The sequence below is a fragment of the Citrobacter sp. Cf088 genome, assembly GCF_030334295.1.
In the GTDB taxonomy this organism is placed as follows: Bacteria; Pseudomonadota; Gammaproteobacteria; order Enterobacterales; family Enterobacteriaceae; genus Citrobacter; species Citrobacter freundii.
In genome coordinates this window covers 309,077-332,936 of record NZ_JAOWEE010000053.1, presented here as the reverse complement: position 1 = coordinate 332,936, position 23,860 = coordinate 309,077, and the positions used below count along the sequence as shown (strand labels likewise).

Annotated in this window: 22 protein-coding genes; 8 read left to right on the top strand and 14 right to left on the bottom strand. The window is 52.2% G+C overall.

Annotated elements, in window-relative coordinates; genetic code table 11:
* Positions 1–250: 250 nt before the first annotated feature.
* Positions 251–1,360, bottom strand: coding sequence for an iron-sulfur cluster carrier protein ApbC (gene apbC / locus OGV71_RS14430; protein ID WP_003027343.1), 1,110 nt, complete (start codon positions 1,358–1,360; stop codon positions 251–253).
* Positions 1,361–1,524: 164 nt separating this feature from the next.
* Here apbC and metG point away from each other — a divergent pair, with 164 nt between their 5' ends.
* Positions 1,525–3,558 carry a methionine--tRNA ligase gene (gene metG / locus OGV71_RS14425; protein WP_204583441.1) on the top strand — a complete coding sequence of 678 codons (2,034 nt, stop codon included), beginning with the start codon at positions 1,525–1,527 and terminating at the stop codon, positions 3,556–3,558.
* A 206-nt stretch (positions 3,559–3,764) separates the two neighbouring features.
* Positions 3,765–4,223 carry a YehR family lipoprotein gene (locus OGV71_RS14420; RefSeq protein WP_071697500.1) on the top strand — a complete coding sequence of 153 codons (459 nt, stop codon included), beginning with the start codon at positions 3,765–3,767 and terminating at the stop codon, positions 4,221–4,223.
* A gap of 42 nt (positions 4,224–4,265) precedes the next feature.
* On the opposite strand, the gene OGV71_RS14415 is transcribed toward OGV71_RS14420, so the two are convergent.
* The 3 genes from OGV71_RS14415 to OGV71_RS14405 are packed head-to-tail and all read right to left on the bottom strand — an operon-like array spanning position 4,266 to position 7,184.
* Positions 4,266–4,736, bottom strand: coding sequence for a YehS family protein (locus tag OGV71_RS14415; RefSeq protein ID WP_003027346.1), 471 nt, complete (start codon positions 4,734–4,736; stop codon positions 4,266–4,268).
* A 46-nt stretch (positions 4,737–4,782) separates the two neighbouring features.
* Positions 4,783–5,502 (bottom strand): two-component system response regulator BtsR, encoded by a 720-nt coding sequence (gene btsR / locus OGV71_RS14410; RefSeq protein ID WP_003840155.1) that lies wholly within the window; start codon positions 5,500–5,502, stop codon positions 4,783–4,785.
* Positions 5,499–7,184 (bottom strand): sensor histidine kinase, encoded by a 1,686-nt coding sequence (locus tag OGV71_RS14405; protein ID WP_003027348.1) that lies wholly within the window; start codon positions 7,182–7,184, stop codon positions 5,499–5,501. Before OGV71_RS14405 ends, btsR begins: the two co-directional genes overlap by 4 nt.
* A gap of 225 nt (positions 7,185–7,409) precedes the next feature.
* Here OGV71_RS14405 and mlrA point away from each other — a divergent pair, with 225 nt between their 5' ends.
* Together mlrA and OGV71_RS14395 are read left to right on the top strand one after the other, a co-directional pair.
* The gene (gene mlrA / locus OGV71_RS14400) at positions 7,410–8,141 is read left to right on the top strand and encodes an HTH-type transcriptional regulator MlrA (protein ID WP_003027351.1); all 732 of its coding nucleotides are present in this window, start codon (positions 7,410–7,412) and stop codon (positions 8,139–8,141) included.
* A gap of 51 nt (positions 8,142–8,192) precedes the next feature.
* Positions 8,193–8,300: a protein YohO gene (locus OGV71_RS14395; RefSeq protein WP_003027354.1), complete on the top strand. Its 108-nt coding sequence runs from the start codon at positions 8,193–8,195 to the stop codon at positions 8,298–8,300.
* Here the strand turns inward: OGV71_RS14395 and OGV71_RS14390 are convergent.
* The 5 genes from OGV71_RS14390 to bglX form a co-directional block, all read right to left on the bottom strand.
* Entirely contained in the window at positions 8,281–9,012 is a 732-nt protein-coding gene (locus OGV71_RS14390) for an ABC transporter permease (RefSeq protein WP_048218229.1), read from the bottom strand. The two genes, OGV71_RS14395 and OGV71_RS14390, sit on opposite strands and share 20 nt — an antisense overlap.
* Positions 8,996–9,943, bottom strand: coding sequence for an ABC transporter ATP-binding protein (locus OGV71_RS14385; protein ID WP_204583440.1), 948 nt, complete (start codon positions 9,941–9,943; stop codon positions 8,996–8,998). The genes OGV71_RS14390 and OGV71_RS14385 overlap by 17 nt, the downstream gene beginning before the upstream one ends.
* Positions 9,936–11,102, bottom strand: coding sequence for an ABC transporter permease (locus tag OGV71_RS14380; protein ID WP_279381346.1), 1,167 nt, complete (start codon positions 11,100–11,102; stop codon positions 9,936–9,938). The genes OGV71_RS14385 and OGV71_RS14380 overlap by 8 nt, the downstream gene beginning before the upstream one ends.
* Positions 11,103–11,117: 15 nt before the next feature.
* Entirely contained in the window at positions 11,118–12,035 is a 918-nt protein-coding gene (gene osmF, locus OGV71_RS14375; protein WP_003840148.1) for a glycine betaine ABC transporter substrate-binding protein OsmF, read from the bottom strand.
* 195 nt (positions 12,036–12,230) lie between these two features.
* Positions 12,231–14,528 (bottom strand): beta-glucosidase BglX, encoded by a 2,298-nt coding sequence (bglX, locus tag OGV71_RS14370; RefSeq protein WP_049015356.1) that lies wholly within the window; start codon positions 14,526–14,528, stop codon positions 12,231–12,233.
* A gap of 232 nt (positions 14,529–14,760) precedes the next feature.
* Between bglX and dld the strand changes: the two genes are divergently transcribed.
* Complete coding sequence (gene dld, locus OGV71_RS14365) at positions 14,761–16,470, top strand: D-lactate dehydrogenase (protein WP_003027361.1); 1,710 nt, start codon at positions 14,761–14,763, stop codon at positions 16,468–16,470.
* Between the two features lie 64 nt (positions 16,471–16,534).
* On the opposite strand, the gene pbpG is transcribed toward dld, so the two are convergent.
* Together pbpG and OGV71_RS14355 are read right to left on the bottom strand one after the other, a co-directional pair.
* Complete coding sequence (gene pbpG, locus OGV71_RS14360; protein ID WP_003027363.1) at positions 16,535–17,482, bottom strand: D-alanyl-D-alanine endopeptidase; 948 nt, start codon at positions 17,480–17,482, stop codon at positions 16,535–16,537.
* Between the two features lie 180 nt (positions 17,483–17,662).
* Positions 17,663–18,250 carry a Yip1 family protein gene (locus tag OGV71_RS14355; protein ID WP_003840142.1) on the bottom strand — a complete coding sequence of 196 codons (588 nt, stop codon included), beginning with the start codon at positions 18,248–18,250 and terminating at the stop codon, positions 17,663–17,665.
* 241 nt (positions 18,251–18,491) lie between these two features.
* Between OGV71_RS14355 and OGV71_RS14350 the strand changes: the two genes are divergently transcribed.
* Positions 18,492–19,061 carry a DedA family protein gene (locus tag OGV71_RS14350; protein ID WP_071697496.1) on the top strand — a complete coding sequence of 190 codons (570 nt, stop codon included), beginning with the start codon at positions 18,492–18,494 and terminating at the stop codon, positions 19,059–19,061.
* Positions 19,062–19,098: 37 nt separating this feature from the next.
* Here the strand turns inward: OGV71_RS14350 and mdtQ are convergent, their stop codons facing one another.
* Positions 19,099–20,538 (bottom strand): multidrug resistance outer membrane protein MdtQ, encoded by a 1,440-nt coding sequence (gene mdtQ, locus OGV71_RS14345; RefSeq protein WP_204583438.1) that lies wholly within the window; start codon positions 20,536–20,538, stop codon positions 19,099–19,101.
* 169 nt (positions 20,539–20,707) lie between these two features.
* On the opposite strand from mdtQ, the gene OGV71_RS14340 reads away from it, so the two are divergent.
* Both OGV71_RS14340 and yohP read left to right on the top strand, forming a co-directional pair.
* Positions 20,708–21,442: a class I SAM-dependent methyltransferase gene (locus tag OGV71_RS14340; protein WP_096889776.1), complete on the top strand. Its 735-nt coding sequence runs from the start codon at positions 20,708–20,710 to the stop codon at positions 21,440–21,442.
* A gap of 70 nt (positions 21,443–21,512) precedes the next feature.
* Positions 21,513–21,596, top strand: coding sequence for a small membrane protein YohP (yohP, locus tag OGV71_RS25590; RefSeq protein ID WP_015572324.1), 84 nt, complete (start codon positions 21,513–21,515; stop codon positions 21,594–21,596).
* Between the two features lie 68 nt (positions 21,597–21,664).
* On the opposite strand, the gene dusC is transcribed toward yohP, so the two are convergent.
* Together dusC and OGV71_RS14330 are read right to left on the bottom strand one after the other, a co-directional pair.
* Complete coding sequence (dusC, locus tag OGV71_RS14335; RefSeq protein WP_016150649.1) at positions 21,665–22,603, bottom strand: tRNA dihydrouridine(16) synthase DusC; 939 nt, start codon at positions 22,601–22,603, stop codon at positions 21,665–21,667.
* Positions 22,604–22,664: 61 nt separating this feature from the next.
* On the bottom strand, positions 22,665–23,858 hold the full coding sequence (locus OGV71_RS14330; RefSeq protein ID WP_003840133.1) for a 3-hydroxybenzoate 6-monooxygenase: 1,194 nt from the start codon (positions 23,856–23,858) through the stop codon (positions 22,665–22,667).
* Between the last annotated feature and the right edge of the window lie 2 nt (positions 23,859–23,860).

Here is a 23,860-nt window from a genome sequence, read left to right as displayed (position 1 = left end):
CTGTGGTTAACATCAAATAACATGCAGATGGCCTGTCAGCGTAATACGGGCAAAACGCGCTGTTCAATCCAATTGAAATTGTAGATTAATGAGATAGATTTGATCAATTACAATGATGCATTGAGATGATTTATTCGGAAAAAGGTATGAATTATAAACGCAGAATGAACAATATCGTAATATTTTTAAATTTAATATATTCACCGCATCAATAATACATTAATGCGGTGAATATCTGTAACGCTATAAATTACACCGCGCGGAAAGCAATCTCGCCCGGAATAACTTCTCCCTGCCAATACAGCTGTGCCGCCACACGCCCTGCAAGGTCGCGGTAAATGGCGGTAAATTCGCTGTCTGGACGGCTGATAACCGTCGGCGTACCGCGATCGAGGTCTTCACGCAGAGAAATATGCAGCGGCATTTGTCCCAGCAGTTGGGTGTGGTACTGCTCGGCCAGTTTCTGCGCGCCACCGGTGCCAAAGATTGGCTCATGATGGCCACAATTGCTGCAAATATGCATACTCATATTCTCAACAATACCCAATACCGGCACTTCGACTTTTTCGAACATCACAATGCCTTTTTTCGCATCGATCAGCGCGATGTCCTGCGGCGTAGTGACAACAACCGCGCCCGTTACCGGAATGTTCTGCGCCAGCGTCAACTGGATGTCACCAGTGCCCGGCGGCATATCCAGTACCAGATAATCAAGATCCGGCCATAAGGTTTCCTGCAACATCTGCAACAGCGCTTTACTGGCCATCGGGCCGCGCCACACCATCGCGTTATCATCAGTGACCAGATAACCAATGGAGTTCGTTGCCAGACCATGAGACATGATCGGCGCCATGTGGGTACCATCTGGCGAGGTTGGACGCTGGTTTTCCGCGCCAAGCATTGTCGGGATAGACGGACCATAAATATCGGCGTCCAGAATCCCCACCTTCGCCCCTTCTGCAGCCAGCGCCAGCGCCAGGTTCACGGCGGTAGAGGATTTACCCACGCCACCTTTACCTGAACTGACGGCGATGATGTTTTTCACACCATTAATACCTGGCTGATTTTTCACGCGTTTCAGCGTCGCGATGTTATGCGACAGTTTCCAGTCGATCGCTTTCGCGCCGGTAATACGCAGCAGATCGGCGCTACATTGCTCTTTTAAGTCCTCAAACGCGCTATGCCAAACGAACGGCATGACCAGCTCAACGTGCAACGTGTCATCCATCCAGGCGACGTGGTGCAACGCTTTAAGCGTCGTCAGATTATGCTTCAGGGTTGAATGCTGAAAATTCGCCAGCGTCCCGGCAACCATGGCGCGCAGGGTCTCTGGTGATTTGGCCTGGGATTGTGCGTTCATCCCGACTCCTTTTTGTTGTTCTGAATATACAATAGTCACCAGGTAGTTTACTCCAACCGCAACAATTATTCATTTACGGATAAATGCCCTTATCGCTTGGCGCAGTAATTACCATTTTGGTACTATCAAAGCCCTTTTCACTACAAAAGAAGTAATTGCCCACTATGACTCAAGTCGCGAAGAAAATTCTGGTAACGTGCGCGCTGCCGTACGCCAACGGCTCAATCCACCTCGGCCATATGCTGGAGCACATCCAGGCTGATGTCTGGGTCCGTTACCAGCGAATGCGCGGCCACCAGGTTAACTTCATCTGCGCGGACGACGCACACGGTACGCCAATCATGCTGAAAGCACAGCAGCTTGGGATCACGCCAGAGCAGATGATCGGTGAAATGAGTCAGGAGCATCAGACTGATTTTGCAGGTTTTGACATCAGCTATGACAACTACCACTCGACGCACAGCGAAGAGAACCGTGAGCTGTCTGAGCTGATTTACACGCGCCTGAAGGAAAACGGTTTTATTAAGAACCGTACAATCTCCCAGCTTTACGATCCGGAAAAAGGCATGTTCCTGCCGGATCGTTTTGTTAAAGGCACCTGCCCGAAATGTAAGTCTCCGGATCAGTACGGCGATAACTGTGAAGTCTGCGGCGCAACCTACAGCCCGACCGAACTTATCGAGCCGAAATCCGTTGTGTCTGGCGCGACGCCGGTGATGCGTGACTCCGAACACTTCTTCTTTGACCTGCCGTCATTCAGCGAAATGCTGCAGGCGTGGACACGCAGCGGCGCGTTACAGGAGCAGGTCGCCAACAAAATGCAGGAATGGTTCGAATCCGGCCTGCAACAGTGGGATATTTCCCGCGATTCCCCGTACTTCGGTTTTGAAATCCCGAATGCGCCTGGCAAGTACTTCTACGTCTGGCTGGACGCGCCAATTGGCTATATGGGTTCATTCAAAAACCTGTGCGATAAGCGCGGTGACACCACCAGCTTTGATGAATACTGGAAGAAAGATTCCGACGCCGAGCTGTATCACTTCATCGGTAAGGATATCGTTTACTTCCACAGCCTGTTCTGGCCTGCCATGCTGGAAGGCAGTAACTTCCGTAAGCCGACCAACCTGTTCGTCCACGGTTATGTGACGGTGAACGGCGCGAAGATGTCTAAATCTCGTGGCACCTTCATTAAGGCAAGCACCTGGCTGAAGCACTTCGATGCCGACAGTCTGCGCTATTACTACACGGCGAAACTATCTTCACGTATTGATGACATCGACCTGAACCTGGAGGACTTTGTCCAGCGCGTTAATGCCGATATCGTCAACAAAGTAGTCAACCTGGCATCCCGTAATGCAGGCTTTATTACTAAGCGTTTTGACGGCATTCTGGCGACTGAGCTGGCCGACCCGGCGCTGTATAAAACCTTCACCGACGCCGCAGCAGTGATCGGCGAAGCATGGGAAAGCCGTGAATTTGGTAAAGCTATTCGTGAAATCATGGCGTTGGCCGACGTGGCAAACCGCTACGTTGACGAACAAGCACCGTGGGTTGTGGCTAAACAGGAAGGCCGCGATGCCGACCTGCAGGCAATTTGCTCCATGGGCATTAACCTGTTCCGTGTGCTGATGACTTACCTGAAGCCGGTTCTGCCAACGCTTGCGGAACGTGTGGAAGCGTTCCTTAACTGCGAACTGAGCTGGGATGCCATTGAGCAGCCACTGCTCGGTCACAAGGTCAACACCTTTAAAGCGCTGTACAATCGCATCGACATGAAACAAGTTGAAGCGCTGGTGGAAGCGTCGAAAGAAGAAGTGAAAGCCGCTGCCGCACCAGTAACCGGTCCGCTGGCGGATGACCCGATTCAGGAAACCATCACCTTTGACGATTTCGCCAAAGTTGACCTGCGCGTAGCGCTGATTGAAAACGCCGAATTCGTGGAAGGTTCCGACAAACTGCTGCGTCTGACGCTGGATCTCGGTGGTGAGAAACGAAACGTCTTCTCTGGTATTCGTTCTGCGTATCCGGATCCACAAACCCTGATTGGCCGCCAGACCATTATGGTTGCTAACCTGGCTCCTCGTAAGATGCGCTTCGGCATTTCTGAAGGGATGGTAATGGCCGCAGGTCCTGGCGGGAAAGATATCTTCCTGTTAAGCCCGGATGAAGGTGCAAAACCAGGCCAACAGGTGAAGTAAGTCAAGTATCTCAAGCGCTGCAACCGCAGCGCTTTTTTTTTGCTACGTGAGTGCTTCCTCTAATCTTAACCCTTGCTCCATTTTCGGACTGCTCAGTTGTTAATATTAGATTTATTCTATACTGCTCTGGGATCAAGATAGTCCGGGCTTACCAGATTCGTGGAGGTTATTGTTTAACATCCGATATTCATGAAATGGAGTTTTACATGAAAGCGTTACAAAAATTTTTCTCTCTCGCCGTGGTATCGGTTGTGGTTTTTTCCCTGGCAGGATGCGGTGATAAAGTAGAGACAAAAACATTTAATGCCAACCTCAACGGTTCGGATATCACTGTCTCTTACACCTATAAAGGTGATAAGGTCCTGAAGCAAATCTCTGAAAGTAAAATCAGCTATGCGTCAGTCGGTGCCAGCAATAAAGAAGAAGCAGCAAAAGTATTCGACGCATTAAGCGCCAAATATCAAAACATTACTGGCATAGAAGAAAAACTCACCTATTCAGATACCTACGCGCAAGAAAATGTCACTATCGATATGGAAAAAGTTGATATAAAAGCGTTGCAGGCCATTTCAGGGATGAAACTATCTGAAAACGCCGATAAAAACATCAGCATGAAGCAAATGCAAACGGTAATGGAATCGGCGGGTTTTAAAGAAGTGAAGTAAAGCATCGGCGACCCGATTTTGATCGTGGTCGCCAGCGCAGCTTTACGCTTTCTTTTTATGCTCTCGCGACGTTAAACCACGCAGAAAATAACGCAGGAACTGATCGCCGCATTCGCGATAATTCTTATGGTCCGGTGCGCGCATCATGGCGGTAATTTCCGGCATCGACACACGGAATTTCTGCTCGGTCATAATTGCCAGAATATCATCGGTTTTCAGTGAAAAAGCGATACGCAGTTTTTTCAGCACCGTATTGTTGTTAACACGACGCTCAAGCGCCAGTTCCGGTGCAGAATCATCTTTACCACGCAGATGATAAATCAGACCGTTTAAAAAACCGGAGAGAATGATATCCGGGCAGCGGACAAACCCGTCTTCATCTTCTTTTGTCGTCCAGGTATCGAAATTTGCGGAGATGGATTCCATGTCAGCAAGCGCAAGAATACGCACCATGTCGTTATTGTTCGCTTTCAGGGTGTAGCGCAGGCTACGAAGAATATCGTTACTTAGCATAGAGCCTTCAACAGTCGGTGATGCAATGGCGCGCAGTGTATCAGTTTTACAGTCCAATCGCCTCTTTTAGACTTTTAAGATAACGACGACTCACCGGAACGGTCAGCCCGTTACGCAAAATCAGTTCCGCCTGGCCGTTGTCTTCCAGACGGATCTCCTGCAATTGCGCCATATTTACCAGATATTGTCTATGACAACGCAGCAGAGGAGTACGGCTCTCCAGCGTCCTGAGCGTCAACTCAGTGAAGCCTTCTTTACCATCACTGCTGGTCACATATACGCCACTCATACGGCTGCTGATAAACGCCACGTCATCCATTTGCAGCAAATAAATTCGGCTGTGGCCGCTGCACGGAATAAACTTCAGCGCCTGCTGATTTTCTGGCAGGAGTGATACATCCTGCTTCGTGCGCTCCTGACGCAAACGGATCAGCGTTTTTTCCAGTCGAGCTTCTTCGATCGGTTTGAGCAGATAATCAAACGCATGTTCTTCAAAGGCTTTCACCGCATACTCATCAAAGGCGGTCAGAAAAACAATGTACGGACGATGCTCGGGATCAAGCATGCCAACCATTTCCAGGCCGCTGATTCGCGGCATCTGAATATCAAGGAACAGAACATCCGGACGCAATTTATGTACCGCGCCAATGGCTTCCACCGCATTCGAACATTCGCCGACAATCTCGATGTCGCTTTGCTCCTGCAACAGGATCCGCAGATTCTCCCGGGCTAACGGTTCGTCATCGACAATTAGCACTTTGATCATGCCAGTTCCTCCAGAGGAAGTCGTAAAGTGATTCGGGTAAAGCGGTCAGGTTCACACGCTACGCTGATGCCAAAATCATCGCCAAACCGCTCGCGCAGTCGTTTATCGACCAGATTCATACCCAGTCCACTGGCTTCTGATGTTGGCTGATACAGCCCGGCATTGTCTTCGATATCCAGCATCAGATATTGCCCTTCTCGACGGGCGGTAATCGATACTTCACCGGTATCCAGCAACTGAGAAGTACCGTGTTTGATGGCATTCTCCACAATGGGTTGCAGAGTAAAGGCGGGTAATTGCTGATGCGAAAGTTCTTCTGGCACCGTCAAGGTCACCTGAAGACGCGATTGGAACCGTGCCTTTTCAATTTGCAGATAAGCATTAACGTGTTCAATTTCATCGGCCAGCGTCACAATTTCCGACGGGCGTTTTAAATTTTTACGAAAGAACGTCGACAGATACTGCACCAGTTGGCTGGCCTGCTCGCTATCACGTCGGATCACAGCTTTGATGGTGTTGAGCGCATTAAACAGAAAATGGGGATTGACCTGGGCGTGCAGGAGTTTTATTTCCGACTGCGTGAGCATCGCTTTTTGCCGCTCATACTGCCCGGCCAGAATCTGCGCCGAAAGCAGTTGGGCGATCCCTTCCCCCAGCGTGCGGTTGATTGAGCTAAAGAGGCGGTTTTTGGCTTCATACAGTTTGATGGTCCCCATCACCCGCTGGTTTTCACCCCGCAAGGGGATCACCAACGTCGAACCTAATTTGCATTGCGGATGCAAAGAGCAGCGATAAGGGACTTCATTGCCGTCGGCATAAACCACCTCACCGGTTTCAATCGCCCGCTGGGTGTACGAGGAAGAGATAGGTTTGCCCGGCAGATGATGGTCGTCACCAATACCGGTAAATGCCAACAGTTTCTCACGATCGGTAATCGCCACGGCCCCGATATCCAGCTCTTCATACAGCACCTGAGCAACCTTCATGCTGTTAACCTCGTTGAACCCCTGGCGCAAAATCCCTTCCGTTGAAGCGGCAACTTTGAGCGCGGTGGCGGAAAAAGCGGAGGTATATTTTTCAAACATCGCCCGTTTATCGAGCAAAATACGCATAAATAAGGCGGCGCCGACGGTATTGGTCACCATCATAGGCGCGGCAATATTGCTGACCAGTCGATAGGCATCATCAAACGGCCTGGCGATCAATAAGATGATCAACATCTGCACCAGTTCAGCAACAAAGGTAATGGCGCCCGCCGTCAGCGGGCTGAATACTTTATCGGTACGACCACGACGGGTGAGCACGCTGTGCACCAGTCCGCCGAGCAACCCTTCCACAATGGTCGAGATCATGCAGCTAAGCGCCGTCATGCCGCCCATTGAATAACGATGTAAACCACCGGTCAGACCGACTAAGCCGCCAACCACAGGGCCGCCAAGCAGCCCGCCCATTACCGCACCAATAGCGCGAGTATTCGCAATGGAGTCATCAATGTGCAGCCCGAAATAGGTGCCCAAAATGCAGAAAATGGAAAAGGTAACGTAGCAAAGCAGTTTGTGCGGCAGCCGGATAGTCACCTGCATCAGCGGAATAAACAAACGCGTTTTGCTCATGAGCCACGCGATAACGAGAAACACGCACATCTGCTGAAGCAGCAGCAACACCAGATTAAACTCGTACATACCCGCCAACCACACATCTCTTAAAAGCGCGTAACATACATGGGCTGCGCGTAACTTTCTTTGAAGTGTTGCAAAAAAAAAGGAATTTGTGAGAACGATCACTCGAAAGCGCGATCATGACTACAAACTCACCCATTCATTGATCAAAAAACAGACAAAACTACCTGGTTCGCAAAAGAGCGTCTAAAGTAAAACTGGGACCTCGCAAGCATAAGTGAGACGACGATGGCGCTTTACACAATAGGTGAAGTGGCTTTGCTTTGTGATATCAACCCTGTCACTTTACGCGCGTGGCAGAGGCGTTACGGATTACTGAAACCGCAACGGACAGACGGCGGACATCGCCTGTTTAACGACGCGGATATCGATCGGATCCGTGAGATAAAACGCTGGATCAACAACGGTGTCCAGGTCAGCAAGGTTAAAATGTTGCTCAGCAATGAGAGCATTGATGTGCATAACGGTTGGCGTGAACAACAAGAGACGCTGTTGAGCTATTTGCAAAGTAATAATCTGCATAGCCTCAGACTGTGGATTAAAGAGCGTGGTCAGGATTATCCCGCACAAACGCTCAACACCCATTTATTCATTCCGTTACGCCGACGTCTGCAATGTCAGCAGCCGATCCTCCAGGCGTTACTGGGGATCCTCGACGGCGTACTGATCAACTACATCGCGATTTGTCTTGCCTCAGCACGCAAGAAACAGGGCAAAGATGCTCTGGTGGTTGGCTGGAACATTCAGGATACGACCCGCTTATGGCTGGAAGGTTGGGTCGCCAGCCAGCAGGGGTGGCGCATTGACGTCCTTGCCCATTCGCTGAACCAACTGCGACCGGAGCTGTTTGAAGGTCGCACCTTGCTTGTCTGGTGCGGCGAGAACCAAACGCCCGCTCAGCAACAACAGCTGAATGAATGGCGCGCGTTGGGTCACGATATTTATCCACTCGGTATTTAATATTCTATTAACAAACGTGTACAATCCTTGAATTCACATAAGGAGTGCATAATGAGCGCAGCTAAAATCGGTGTCATTACCCTCTTCCTGCTGATGGCCATCGGCGGTATCGGCGGTGTCATGCTGGCAGGTTATACCTTTATTTTACGTGCCGGGTAAGATGTCTCGCTAATTTCTCAAAACCGCGGTCAACAATTACCGCCGCCAGTGCGACCAACAGCGCCCCCTGAATTACATAGGCGGTATTGAACCCACTCAGCCCGATAATAATCGGCGTACCCAGCGTGTTCGCTCCAACGGTTGAGGCGATGGTTGCGGTGCCTATATTAATAATCACCGACGTGCGAATCCCGGCCAGAATAACCGGGGCCGCCAGCGGTAACTCTACTTTACGCAGCCGTTGCCCCTGACTCATGCCCATTCCACTGGCAATATCCATCACGCTGGAAGAAATGCCGCCAAGTCCCGCCAGGGTTGCCTGCAAGATCGGTAATACCCCATACAGGATCAGCGCAATAATTGCCGGTTCAGGACCAAATCCCATCACCGGTACAGCTATCGCCAACACCGCAACTGGCGGAAATGTCTGCCCCACGGCGGCAATCGTTTCCACTATCGGCCTGAATTCCGCGCCCCAGGGTCGGGTTACCGCAATTCCAGCACCAACGCCAATAATGATGGCGATCAGGCTTGAAATCCCCACCAGAGAAAAATGGGCCAGCGCCAACGCCGTAAAACTTTCCTGCTGATACACGGGACGTGGCAGCTCAGGAAACAGCGAACTAAACAGGGTCTGACTGTGAGGCAATCCAACCAACAGGATCAGAAACAACGCAACAAGCCACAGCAGTGGATCAGCAAGACGTTTCACGGGTCGGCATCTCCGAAAGCAAATCGCGAAAATGGAGCGTTCCGCAGGGTAACCCCTGCAGCGTCACGACAGGTAAAACGTCGCAACCGCGCGCCACGAACACCGATAACGCATCACGAAGCGTCATCTCATCCACCAGTGGCTCGCCGTCTGAGTGTTCTCCGCGACGGATAAAATCGCCTACCGTACGCAGCGACAACAGCCGTACGCCCAGTTCACTGCGGCCAAAAAAGGTTTGTACGAAATCATTCGCTGGCGCGGTGAGCATCGACAGCGGCGTGCCTTGCTGCACGACCTTTCCTGCATCCATCAGCACCAGATGCTCCGCCAGTCTTAGCGCCTCGTCGATATCATGCGTCACCAGCACAATGGTACGCCCGAGCAGACGGTGAATACGCGTCATCTCCTGCTGCAGCGCACCACGAGTGACCGGGTCCAGCGCGCCAAAAGGCTCATCCATCAATAGCACCTGCGGATCCGCCGCCAACGCACGCGCAACCCCGACCCGCTGCTGCTGTCCGCCGGAAAGCTGATGCGGATAACGGTGGCGCAAACTCGCCTCAAGGCCCAGCAGAGCCATCAGTTCATCTGTTCGGTCATCAATACGTGAGCGCGACCACTTTTGCAGTTGCGGTACGGTGGCGATGTTCTGCGCGACGGTCCAGTGGGGAAACAAGCCAATAGACTGAATCGCGTACCCCATGCGCCGTCGTAGCTCCAGCACCGGCAGGCTACGAATTTCTTCTCCGGCAAAGCGGATCTGCCCGCTGTCGTGTTCAACCAGCCGATTGATCATCTTTAGCGTGGTGGACTTCCCCGAACCTGACGTGCCGATTAGCACCGAAAAGCTGCCCTCCCCTAACTGCAGGTTAAGGTCATCAACGGCTTTTTGCTGACCATAGGTTTTACTGACCTGGCGAAATTCAATCATTATTCGATACCTTTAGCAGCGCGAGACCTAAATCAAACAGCGCATCAATCAACACTGCCAGCACAACGACCGGGATCACGCCCAACAGCACTAAATCGACGGCGCTACTGAGCAATCCCTGAAAGACCAGCGCGCCAAATCCCCCTGCGCCAATCAGCGCAGCAATCACCGCCATCCCCACCGTCTGGACCATCACTACCCGTAAACTGCGTAAGAAGACCGGCAGCGCCAGGGGAAATTGCACCGAGATAAACCGTTGACGCGCGCTCATCCCCATAGCCCGGGCGCTTTCCAGCACATCGCGCGGAACCTGATTCAACCCAGCCACAACGCCACGTACAAGCGGTAACAACGCATACAGCACCAACGCAATAAGCGCAGGCGTCATACCAGTTCCCGCGACGCCGAACTTGCCCAATAAAGGAAAGTGCTTCACCAACCCGGCAAGTGGCGCAATTAACAGGCCAAACAGCGCGACTGAAGGAATGGTTTGGATGATATTCAGTGCCGCAAAAACCGGCCCCTGACGGGCGACAGAGAAAGCACACCAGATGCCCAGTGGCACACCAATGAGCAGCGCGGGCACCACGGTAGCGAACAGAATCGTCAAATGTTGCGCCAGGGCGTCGTTGAAGACATCCTGGCGGTTGGCATATTCTTTAAGCAGGGATAGATCGTTAAACGTGCCGGAGAACAAAAGCACCAGCGGCACAATGAATATTTGAGCATGCAGCGCCCAACGCCACAGTGCCTGAGCGGTGATGCGACGAATAGCGTCACTGGCGGCCAGCAGCATCAGCCCCACGCCCAACCAGAATCCACTGCCCAGACTGGTTCTGGCCAGCGGACTCCCTGTCTTCGCCAGATACGTTGCCGTTGTACCTGCGGTTACCAGCGCGGCGATCACCAACAGTTGGCAAACGATAAGCGCCAATATATTGCCGGACCTTCCCGGTACAACGCTCAGAAGACATAGCAGCAAACAGGCCACCGCCAATCCCCATGCCGTGTCGGAGCTGATATCCCAGAGTTGACGACCTTCGCCGGACACCAGACGATTAGGGGCATAGCTAATGAAAGGCAGCGCTGCCGCCGCGAAAGTAAGAAGCACCAGCAACAACAGCACCCGATTGACTGAAATATTCGACAAAACACCCACCCGCTGCAAACGCCGTTACTTCACCCATCCTTTTTGCTTCAGGTAATCTGCTGCGACTTTTTTCGCATCCAGCCCCTCCACGGCAATACTGGCATTCAGCTGCTGCAACGTTTTTTCATCCAGACTGGCAAAAACCGGCTGTAGCCACTCTCCCATTTGCGGATAGTCTTTCAGCACAGATTCACGTACGACGGGTGCTGGCGCATAAATGGGCTGGACACCTTTTGGGTCGCTTAAAGTTTGCAGACCGAGCGCCGCAACCGGGCCATCGGTGCCATAAGCCATCGCCGCATTGACTCCAGAAGTCTGCTGCGCCGCCGCTTTAATCGTCACCGCGGTATCCCCCCCAGCCAGCGACAACAGCTGATTTTGATTCAGTTTGAAATCATAAGCTTTTTCAAACGCTGGCAGCGCGTCAGCCCGTTCGATGAATTCCGCAGAGGCGGCAAGTTTGAACGTTCCTCCGTCCTTCAGGTAACGGCCTAAATCAGCAAGGGACTCAAGTTTGTTCTTTTGCGCAACATCCTGGCGTACTGCAATGGTCCAGGTGTTGTTGGCGGGTGCAGGGGTTAGCCAGACCAGCTTATTTTGCTCTGCATCCAGCTTTTTCACTTTGTCGAATCCAGCCTGCGCATTTTTCCACGCGGGATCATTTTCATCTTTAAAAAAGAATGCGCCATTACCGGTATATTCCGGATAAATATCCAGCTCACCGGAGGTGATTGCCCCACGAACAACTGGGGTGGTACCAAGCTGTATTTTATTGACGGTTTTCACGCCATGGCTTTCGAGCACCTGCAAAATAATGTTGCCGAGCAGCGCCCCTTCGGTATCTATTTTTGAACCGACCGTGACGGGTGACGCGGCCTGTAAGGGTAGGCTTATCGCAGCTAACAGCGCCAGCGAACCCACCGATACTTTTGAGATTATCATGCTGTACTCCTCATCCTTTTGCGGCCCTTTTCAGAGACTTGAGGAAAAAGCATAGTCGAAAAATCAGGGCTTAACCTGGCAATTGGGGAGTAAGAGAGAGATTCGTTAGCAATAACGTGATGAGAAATAAGAAGCAGACGCGGCGCATACACCTAAAGATAAAGGCCGGAAACCCGGCCTTTACTCGCTAATCAATTACAGCAGCTCAAATTCGCCCTGCTTCACTCTGGCGGAATCCACGCCGATAAAGACGTTAAACTTGCCCGGTTCTGCATCGTATTGCATACGCTGATTCCAGAACTTCAGCGCGTCAATGTCAATCGGGAAGCTGACGGTCTGGGTTTCACCCGGCTTAAGATTCACTTTCTCAAAACCTTTCAGCTGTTTTACCGGACGACTCATGGAAGCGGTCACGTCCTGCAAGTACATCTGAATCACCGTCGCACCTTCGCGCTTGCCGGTGTTGGTCACCTGCACGCTGGCCGTCACGGTCCCGTCACGCTTCATCGTTGGAGAAGAGAGCTTCACATCAGAAACCGTGAACGTGGTGTAACTCAGGCCATAACCAAAGGGATACAACGGACCATTCGCTTCATCAAAGTAGCGCGACGTGTACTTGTTCGGCTTATCTGCGTTATACGGGCGACCGGTATTGAGATGGCTGTAATAGACCGGGATCTGTCCGACAGAGCGCGGGAAAGACATCGGCAGCTTGCCTGACGGGTTGTAATCGCCAAACAGCACATCGGCGATGGCGTTACCGCCTTCCGTCCCGGCAAACCAGGTTTCGAGGATCGCATCGGCCTGTTGATCTTCTTTAACCAACGCCAGCGGACGTCCGTTCATCAGTACCAGAACCAGAGGTTTACCGGTGGCTTTCAGCGCGGCAATCAGGTCACGCTGACTCTGTGGAATAGTGATATCGGTGCGGCTGGAAGCTTCATGCGCCATACCCTGCGCTTCGCCGACTACCGCAACCACCACGTCAGACTGCTTCGCTGCGTTCACGGCTTCATCGATCATCGCCTGCGGCGAGCGCGGGTCAACCTTCACCGCCTCTTCATATAGATTGAGGAAATCGACAATGCCTTTGTCGTTGGTGATATTCGCCCCTTTGGCGTACAGCACTTTGCCCTGATCGCCGACGGCATTTTTAATTCCCGTCAGTACCGTTACCGACTGATCGGCAACACCGGCAGCGGACCAACTGCCCATCACATCACGCTTGCTGTCGGCCAGCGGACCGACGACTGCCACGGTGGCGGATTTTTTCAGCGGCAACGTTTCCAGACGGTTTTTCAGCAGCACCAGGCTTTCTCGCGCTACTTCACGCGCCTCTTTGCGGTGCAAGCGGCTTTCCGCGTTGGTGTCCTGTGGGTCAGATTCTTTGGCCCCCAGATGACTGTACGGGTCGTTAAACAGCCCCATATCATATTTCACATTCAGCACGTGGCGCGCGGCGTCATCCAGCTCCGCCATCGTCACTTTGCCGGATTTAATCAAGCCCGGAAGATATTTGCTGTAATACTCATCGCTCATACTCATATTGATGCCGGACTTGATCGCCACACGCACCGCATCTTCAGGATCGGAGGCGGTACCGTGCTTAATCAGTTCCTTAATCGCGCCGTGATCGGAAACGGTAATACCCTTAAAGCCCCATTCATCACGCAGCACGTCTTTTAACAGCCATGCATCTGAGGTTGCAGGCGTACCATTTAGCGAATTAAGTCCTACCATTACCGCACCGCTACCAGCGTCCAGTCCGGCTTTATACGGCGGCATGTAGTCGTTGAACAGACGCTGTGGGCTCATATCGACGGTGTTATATTCCTTGCCACCTTCAACCGCGCCATAAGCGGCGAAGTGCTTGACGCTGGTCATCACCGAATAGCGATCCGCCGGGCTTTTACCCTGCATCGCTTCTACCATGGTTTTACCCATCGTAGCCGTTAAATACGTGTCTTCACCAAAACCTTCTGAAGCACGGCCCCAACGCGGATCGCGAGAGACATCGACCATTGGCGCCCAGGTCATATTCAGACCATCATCGGCGGCTTCATACGCGGAAATACGGCCAACGGTTCTGACCGCATCGAGATTAAAAGAGGACGCCAGGCCGAGACTTATCGGGAACACGGTACGTTGGCCGTGCAATACGTCGTAGGCAAAAAAGAGAGGAATTTTCAGGCGGCTGAGTTCCATCACCTGATCCTGCATTTTGCGGATATCCTGGCGTGTGACGGTGTTAAAAATTGCCCCAACCTGCCCGTCTTTGATCATCTCGCGGATGGCTTCTTTCGGGTTATCAGGCCCGACGCTTATCAAGCGTAGTTGCCCAATTTTCTCATCCACGGTCATCTGTTTAAGTAAATCGGTAACGAATGCATCCCGCGCTTCTGGAGTCAGAGGATGGTTACCAAACAGCGTGTCCGCCTGCGCTGGTTGCAACGCCAGACTCACCGCGACACCTACAGAACATAGCCATTTCATGTTGATTCTCTCTTTATTTTTTCCCGACGAGGCAGCGAAAATATAACAAAAACCGCAGTTTGCCGTAAGACTAAACGGGAGCGATAAAGAAAGCTAAGGTTATTCTCCTAATTTTCAAAACCAGCGCAAATCATTAGAAGACGAACCAGAGACAATATGAATGAGAAAGCGTATTGTCATACAAAGCGCTATGCTTGTTCCTGATATTGAGTCCCACCACAAGGAGTGGAGAATGTCTTCCATTACAACAGATAATAAAGCTTTCCTGAATGAACTGACCCGTCTGGTTGGTCATTCTCACCTGCTCACTGAACCTGCTAAAACAGCCCGCTATCGCAAGGGATTCCGCTCCGGCCAGGGCGAAGCGCTCGCCGTCGTGTTCCCCGGCTCGCTTTTAGAGCTGTGGCGCGTTCTCAATGCTTGCGTCGCCGCAGATAAAATTATCCTGATGCAGGCCGCCAATACCGGCCTGACCGAAGGCTCTACGCCGAGCGGAAATGATTACGACCGCGAAATTGTCATTATCAGCACCCTGCGCCTGGATAAACTGCACGTCATCGGCAAAGGCGAACAAGTGCTGGCTTATCCCGGTACAACGTTGTATTCGCTGGAAAAGGCGCTCAAACCGTTTGGCCGTGAGCCACATTCTGTGATCGGGTCATCCTGTATTGGCGCTTCGGTAATTGGCGGCATTTGCAACAACTCCGGCGGCTCGCTGGTACAGCGCGGCCCGGCATATACCGAGATGTCGCTGTTTGCGCGTATTGACGAACAAGGTAAATTGCAGCTGGTCAACCATCTGGGTATCGAGCTGGGCCAGACCCCGGAACAGATCCTGAGCAAACTTGATGACGAGCGGATTAAAGATGACGATGTCCGCCACGACGGGCGACACGCGCACGATCACGACTATGTCACCCGCGTCAGAGATATTGAGGCGGACACGCCCGCCCGCTATAACGCCGACCCGGATCGCTTGTTTGAATCATCCGGTTGTGCAGGTAAGCTCGCGGTTTTCGCCGTGCGTCTGGACACCTTCGAAGCCGAAAAAAATCAGCAGGTCTTTTACATCGGTACCAATCAGCCTGAAGTGCTGACGGAAATCCGCCGTCATATTCTGGCAAAATTCGAGCACCTGCCGGTTGCTGGTGAATATATGCACCGCGATATTTACGACATCGCCGAGCAATATGGCAAAGATACGTTTCTGATGATCGACAAGCTCGGCACCGACAAAATGCCGTTCTTTTTCACCCTGAAAGGTCGCACCGATGCGATGCTGGAAAAAGTGAAAATTTTCCGTCCGCATTTCACCGACCGGGCAATGCAGAAATTTGGTCATTTGTTCCCCAGCCACTTACCGGCACGCATGAAAAGCTGGCGCGATAAGTACGAGCATCACCTGCTGTTAAAAATGGCCGGTGGCGGCGTGGCTGAAGCGCAAAACTGGCTCAGCGAATATTTCAAAACCGCTGAAGGCGACTTCTTTGCCTGTACCCCAGAAGAAGGCAGCAAGGCGTTTTTGCATCGCTTTGCGGCGGCTGGCGCGGCGATTCGTTATCAGGCCGTACATGCCGATGAAGTAGAAGATATTCTGGCGCTGGATATCGCACTGCGTCGTAACGACACCGAATGGTATGAGCATCTACCGCCAGAAATCGACAGTCAACTGGTGCATAAGCTCTATTACGGTCACTTTATGTGCTATGTATTCCATCAGGATTACATCGTGAAAAAAGGCGTGGATGCACATGCGCTGAAAGAGCAGATGCTGGAGCTTCTGCACGAACGCGGAGCACAGTATCCGGCAGAGCATAACGTCGGACATCTGTATAAAGCACCGGAAACATTAACCCGTTTTTACCGCGAGAATGACCCCACCAACAGTATGAATCCGGGTATTGGTAAAACGAGTAAGCAAAAGTTCTGGAAAGAATCGTAGGCCCGATAAGCGTAAGCGCCATCGGGCACGTTGCCGGGGGCGCTTCGCTTGGCCAGCCTACGGTTTAATCGTTTTGCGCGGTTTGCTCACCCGTAGCTGAACCTGCCGCCGCCATCTGCGCCGCTTTTTGCTTTTTGTAGCTCAGCGCTGCCGCCGGAACCGGCATCACCTTGCCGGTTTCAATCCAGGTGCGTAAACGGCTGGCATCGGCAAAGTGGGTATATTTACCGAACGCATCCATCACCACCAGCGCCACCGGTTTGTTATTGATCACGGTGCGCATCACCAGACAGTGGCCTGCCGCATTGGTAAATCCGGTTTTGGTTAACTGAATATTCCAGTTATCGCGGTATACCAGATGGTTGGTGTTACGGAATGGCAGCGTATAAGCCGGGTTGGCAAAGGTCGCCATATCTTCACGCGTAGTGCTTAACTGGCCAATCAGCGGATACTGCTTGCTGGCGATCAGCAGCTTGGTTAAATCACGAGCTGTCGAGACGTTATGAATCGATAAGCCGGTTGGTTCCACAAAGCGTGTCTGAGTCATGCCGAGCGCTTTCGCTTTGGCATTCATGGCTTTAATAAACGCGTTATAACCGCCAGGGTAATGATGCGCCAGACTGGCTGCCGCACGGTTTTCTGACGACATCAGCGCCAGCAGCAGCATGTCTTTACGGCTAATTTCACTGTTCAGTCGCACACGAGAGTAGATGCCTTTCATTTCCGGTGTCTGACTGATATCAACTTTCAGTTTCTCATCCAACGGCAGTCGTGCATCAAGCACCACCATCGCGGTCATTAACTTGGTAATCGACGCAATCGGACGCACAAGGTCCGGGTGGTTCGAATAGATAACTTTGTTGGTATTCAGATCAACAATCATCGCGCTACCGGACGCTATCTCAGGTTGAGAAGCCGCTGCGGTAGTTGCCGTTTTCGCCACGGCTTGGGGTGCAAAAGGAACGGCCAGCACCAGGGCAAGGCTTAATAATGAAACTCGGAATTTCAGCATGATGAGATTTCTGATAATGGTTCACGCACGTCACAACGCACACCGCCAGAGACTAAGTATTATCTCAAGCTAGCTCAGGCATCATAGCGATCCGGCAGGTTTGCCGCCACAGGAGAATCGTCTCGAAATGCTGCGTTGCTGACTTTTACGTCAACAACGCAGCGCAGACAGGTTTATCCGTCAGAATAATCGGTAGCCGTAACCCCACAGGATTACCGTAATAGCCAGCAGAACTTCCAGTACCAGCACACCGATCGCCAGCGTCGAACTGGAAAAACTTAACCCTTCCTCGCGTGTGATATTCAGGAACGTAGGTATACCGAGATAAAGTAAATAGCCGGTGTAAAACAACGCGATGGTCCCCACCAATGCGCACAGCCAGACCAGCGGATAAAGTGCGACCAGTCCGCTTAAAAACAGCGGCGTCGCGACATATCCTGCAAAAACCATACAATGCGCCAGCGACGGACGTTGCGGATAATTACGCGCCATCCACCAGATAACCCGCCCCATAACGGCGACGCCCGCCAGCATCACCCCGTAAAACAGAATTGCCATCGCAAATCCGGTCAACAGAGATAGCTTCAGGATATTGCCATCGCCAAAATTCCAGCCGATTTGCGTGGTGCCGATAAATGCGCAAACCACCGGGATTGCCGCCATCAGCAGTACATGGTGGGTATAGTGATGCGAAACGCTTTCGTTTTCGCTGTTGATCACGTGCATTTCACGATCGGGATGGGAAAACAGCCCCCAGACATGGTTCATACCGCCCCCTTGTTGTCAGCTCCGGACCTCAACACTTCAAGTATAATTCAGCTTTTGATTGTTTTATGTACACAAGAAAAATACCGAAGCGCCGGGTAAAAAGTTTGTCAGGCGTCGGCATGATAAGCGAAGCGCCATCAGGCATTGGAGAGCTGAGCGACCTTAAGCGCTACTACGCGGCTTTTCCGGCATCAAACAATCATAGGGTGTATGCTATTAGCAGTGGAGGTCATACAATCGTATGGATATAAATCATTATGTTGCGCAATACGGCTATGCTGCGTTAATCATCGGCAGTCTGGCGGAAGGCGAAACCATTACCCTGTTAGGCGGCGTTGCGGCGCATCAGGGCGTCCTGAAATTTCCCCTGGTGGTACTCTCGGTCGCGCTGGGCGGGATGATTGGCGATCAGTTGCTTTATTTACTCGGACGTCGTTTTGGCGGCAAAATTTTACAGCGTTTCTCGCACCACCAGGCGAAAATTGATTACGCACAGAAGATGATCCAGCGACGTCCTTACCTGTTTGTGGTCGGTACGCGCTTTATGTACGGCTTTCGCGTTATTGGTCCCTTACTGATTGGCGCCAGTCACCTGCCGCCGAAGATCTTTTTACCGCTAAATATTCTTGGCGCGTTTGTCTGGGCATCGTTATTTACGACTCTGGGCTACATCGGTGGTGAAGTGATAGCGCCGTGGCTGCACAGCCTTGACCAGCATATCAAGCATGGCATCTGGCTGGTGCTGGTTATCGGGATTGTCGCGGGCGTCCGCTGGTGGATGAAACGGCGAAGCACGCGTAAAGCGCAATGAAGATGGCCCGACAGCGGAACACCGTCGGGCCGATTAATCAGAACGCGTGATAACCGCCGCCCAGCGCACTGGTCAACTGAATTGAGGCATCCAGCCATTGGCCCTGCAAAAGCAGACCGTTGCACTGCTCACGTAATGCCGGGATCTTTGCCTCGCTGACCCTGGAGCCCGCAATAATACCCGCATTAAAGCGCGCCTGAGCCAGCCCCACTACGCGCTGAGCGTCATGTTCAATCTGCTGCTGATGCTGATTTTTCTGCGCTAATGTTTCTACCTGCGATGCGGCACGTGCCACGTCATTCACCGCATCCACCACCGCTTTGTTGTAATTCGCCACCGTCAGGTTGCTTTGCGCTTTCGTAATATCGAGATTTGCGTTCAACCTGCCGCTGTCAAAGATAGGCAGAGTCAGCCCGGCGGTTACGCCCATTTGCTGCGCGGAATGGCGGAACAAGTCACTCAGATGTAACGCATCCTGTTGTAAAAATGCCATCAGATTCACATCTGGATAAAACGCCGCTTTCGCCGCATCAATGCTGCTCAGCGATGACTCAATGTACCAGTGCGCCGCCTGTAAATCCGGGCGGCGGGCCAGTAGCGAGTAACCCAATTGTGACGGGAGCTGGCTTTCGACCGCGGGCAGTGGGGTCGAATGGAGCTTCAGGGCAGTGGACTGGGCATTGGTCAGCGCGCTCAGCCGTGCTTCAATCACCTTCATTTTGCCGCTGACATCATTCAACTGCTGCTCTGTTTTGCTGGAGTCAATATCAGTTTCAACGCCTTCCACTGAAGAAGTTAGACCGTTTTGATACAGCTGACGATCGACGCTTATCACATTTTGCTGCTCGCTTTCGATTTGCGTCAGTACGGTTTTCAGCGCCGCCTGCGTCTGCCATTCCCAGTAAAGGCGGGAGACACCGCTCGCCAGCAACTGCCGGGTTTGCTCGCGCTCAGCCTCACGTGCCTTAACGGCCCCAATACGCGCCGTCACTTCAGCCCGATTTTTACCCCACAGCTCCAGATTCCAGCCAGCGGTTAAACCAAAGGTTCCATTGGTGTACCACGGTCCTGTTGTTCCGGCGGCCGGATCGGTAATGGCAAACGGTCCCATCAGACCCTCAGCTGACATTCTCTGACGCTCAACGTCTGCGGAGAAGTCGATCTCCGGGCCATCCTGTGCTTCCACGGCCTTAGCCTGCGCCTCCGCCAGTTGAATGCGCTGTTCCGCTACCTGCATATCAGGAGAATTTCGCAACGTGCTGTCAATCAACGCATTAAGTTGTGGGTCGTGATATGCCCTCCACCACTGGCTGTCCGGCCAGCCATTTTTTAACGCGGCAGGCAATGTGGTATCGACATTCGCAGCAGGGGTCTGCTGTGACAGAGACTGGCGGTCATCATGCATAGGCGCACAGCCTGCCATCAGAACAAAAAGCGGCAACAATGCCGTGGTGATAAACACAGAATTACGATTCATGGAGATATACAGGTAAGAAAAGATGTGCAGAGATTACGACTTGTCGCTTTTGCTTTTTTAGTTACGCGTGGCAATACATCTTTGGCAATAAAAATATAAAATCAGAAAAATATACACCTCGTGAATAATATAGGTTAAATAGTTTTAATAATTAATGGATGGAGATTTTATGTCACAGAATATCTATGACGATCCTGAGTTCTTTGCTGGATATGCCACACTGGATCGTTCAGTAAAGGGGCTCGACGGCGCGCCAGAATGGCCGACAATACAAGCGATGCTCCCCTCTCTTCAAGGCAAAAACATTCTTGATTTGGGCTGTGGATATGGCTGGTTTTGCCGCTACGCACGCGATAATCAGGCTGCCAGTGTAGTGGGGCTGGATATTTCACAAAAAATGTTAACTCAGGCGCACAGTATGACGCAGGGTAATGGCATCGTTTATCAGCGTGAAGATCTCGAAACGCTTACCTTGTCCCCAAATTCCTTTGATCTGGTTTATAGCTCGCTTGCCCTGCACTATTTGCACGATATAGAACGATTATTCGTAACCATTTACCAGTCATTAACACCGGGAGGCATGTTGGTTTTCTCTGCTGAGCATCCAATTTATACCGCACCGCTTAACCAGGGCTGGATCAAAGATAAAACCGGGCAACTCTCCTGGCCGATTAATCATTATCAGCAGGAAGGTGAGCGCATCAGTAACTGGTTTGCTGAGGGCGTCAAAAAACAGCACCGTAAGCTGGCGACCTGGATTAATGCGCTGATTGGGGCCGGATTCGACATCGTTTGTGTCGATGAATGGGGACCTTCCGCGCAACAGATTGCTGAAAACCCAGCGTTAGATGAAGAAAAAGAGCGGCCGATGGTGTTTCTGCTCAGCGCACGTAAACCAGCATAACAGCGCCTCCAGGCAGAATGATTAATACTTTCCTATACTCAATCTGAACTTACCAAAAAAAGGAAAGTTAATGAAAATTCTGCTGTGGGTTATTCTGATTATTTTTCTGATTGGACTGTTGGTGGTAACAGGCGTGTTTAAGATGATTTTTTGATATTGCTGCCTATCAGCCAGCCCGGATAAGGCATTAGCATTTAATCCGGTCTGGCGCATCAGCTGTGTTCAAAGGGTAATAGCCTGAATCGCACGCGCGATATCCGGCGAATTGTTTAACGCACGAATTTCCTGAAACAGCGCGGTTGCCTCTGAATATTCTTTTCGCAGATACCCTAACCACTGCTTAATCCGCGCTACATGATACAGCCCGGTGTCCCCCTGCTTTTCAAGACGGGTATATTTTTGCAACAGCGTCACGACATCAGGCCACGGCATACGCGGCTCGTTGTATTTCACCACGCGGCTCAGGTTTGGAATATTTAATGCGCCACGTCCGATCATCACCGCATCGCATCCGCTGATGGCCATACAATCCTGGGCGCTCTGCCAGTCCCAGATTTCGCCATTCGCGATAACCGGAATAGTCAGTCGCTGGCGGATCTCGCCAATCGCCTGCCAGTTAATATGTTCTGCCTTATAGCCCTGTTCCTTGGTTCGACCATGCACCGCCAGTTCGCTGGCGCCAGCCTGCTGCACGGCATCGGCAATTTCAAACTGCCGATCGCTGTTATCCCAGCCCAGACGCACTTTCACCGTCACCGGGAGATGAGCCGGGACCGCCTCGCGCATAGCTTTTGCGCCCCGGTAGATAAGCTCAGGATCTTTCAGTAACGTTGCGCCACCGCCGCTGCCGTTCACCAGCTTCGACGGACAACCACAGTTCAGATCGACACCGTACGATCCCAGTTCTACCGCACGCGCCGCATTCTCCGCCAGCCACTGCGGGTACTGCCCCAACAGCTGAATGCGAACCAACGTGCCGGATGGCGTCCGGCTGTTGTTATGCAGTTCCGGGCAGAGTCGATGAAATACTTTTGCCGGCAGGAGCTGATCCACCACGCGCACAAACTCGGTGATGCACAGATCGTAATCATTCACTTCAGTCAGCAGCTCGCGCACCAGTGAGTCGAGCACGCCTTCCATCGGCGCCAGTAAAACACGCATATCGTCACCCGCAAAAAAAGAGGCGCTATGGTAGCGCCTCCGTTCGGGAGATTAAAGAGGCTCAGCGTGGCAGCAAGCAGTTATCTTCTTTCCAGCCGTATAACCACTCCATACCGCGATAAAATTCCGCCTGCGACTTGTCTTTCCACAACAGATTACGCACCTGACGCTCGACGCCTGCGGCATGGTAGACGCGTCCCATTTCGCGCGTTGACCAGACGATACGTGCGGTACGCGGAATACGCACCGACTCATACAGCGCAAAGGCATCAGCCGCATCGCCGTCACACTGCTGTAACGCTTTACCTAGCGTGACAGCATCTTCCAGCGCCATACAGGCTCCTTGCGCCATATATTGCGCCACCGGGTGCGCGGCATCTCCCACCAGCGTGATGCGGTCGGTTCCCCATTTCTCTACCGGCTCACGATCGGCGGTTGACCAGCGCCGCCATGACGTCGGTTTATCCAGCATCTGACGAGGGCGTGGATGAATACCCGCAAAATAGGAGAGCACTTCCTCTTTGCTACCATCCTTCACCCCCCACTCTTCCTGCTGACGACTGTGGAAGGTCACCACCAGGTTGTACTGTTTGCCGCCGCGCAGTGGATAGTGCACCAGATGACAATGCGGTCCGGCCCACAATACCGGCGCGTTAATGCGCAAATCTTCTGGCATATCATCGCAATCAATCACGGCGCGATAGACCACGTGCCCGGTAACGCGTGGCGCATCGCCAATCAGAGACTGACGAACAACCGATTTTACACCGTCACAGCCCACCAGAATATCCGCCGTCCAGTTGTTGCCGTGCTCGTCAAATACCGTCACGTCATTCTCTGTCTGGCGAATATCAACCACATTAGTTGAAGTGCGATACTCAACGTTAGGATGCACCAGCGCCGCTTCCCAAACGCTGGCGTGAATATCAACTCGATGGATAACCGCATAAGGACCGCCAAAGTGATCGCGGAACGCCTGCCCGGTTTCAATCCGTACTACCTCTTTCGCATTTACCGCATCCATCATCGTGATGTGGTCGGTAAAAACGGCGCGTTGACGGGCAACTTCCCCCACGCCAAGGCTGTCCAGAGCAGAGAATGCATTCGGCCCGAGCTGAATACCCGCGCCAATTTCACCAATTTCGTGCGCTTTCTCCAGCAACATCACTTTAATGCCCTGACGGGCCAGCGATAGCGCGGTCGCCGCGCCGCCAATCCCGCCACCCACGATAATTGCGCGTGTCACTTTAGCCATTG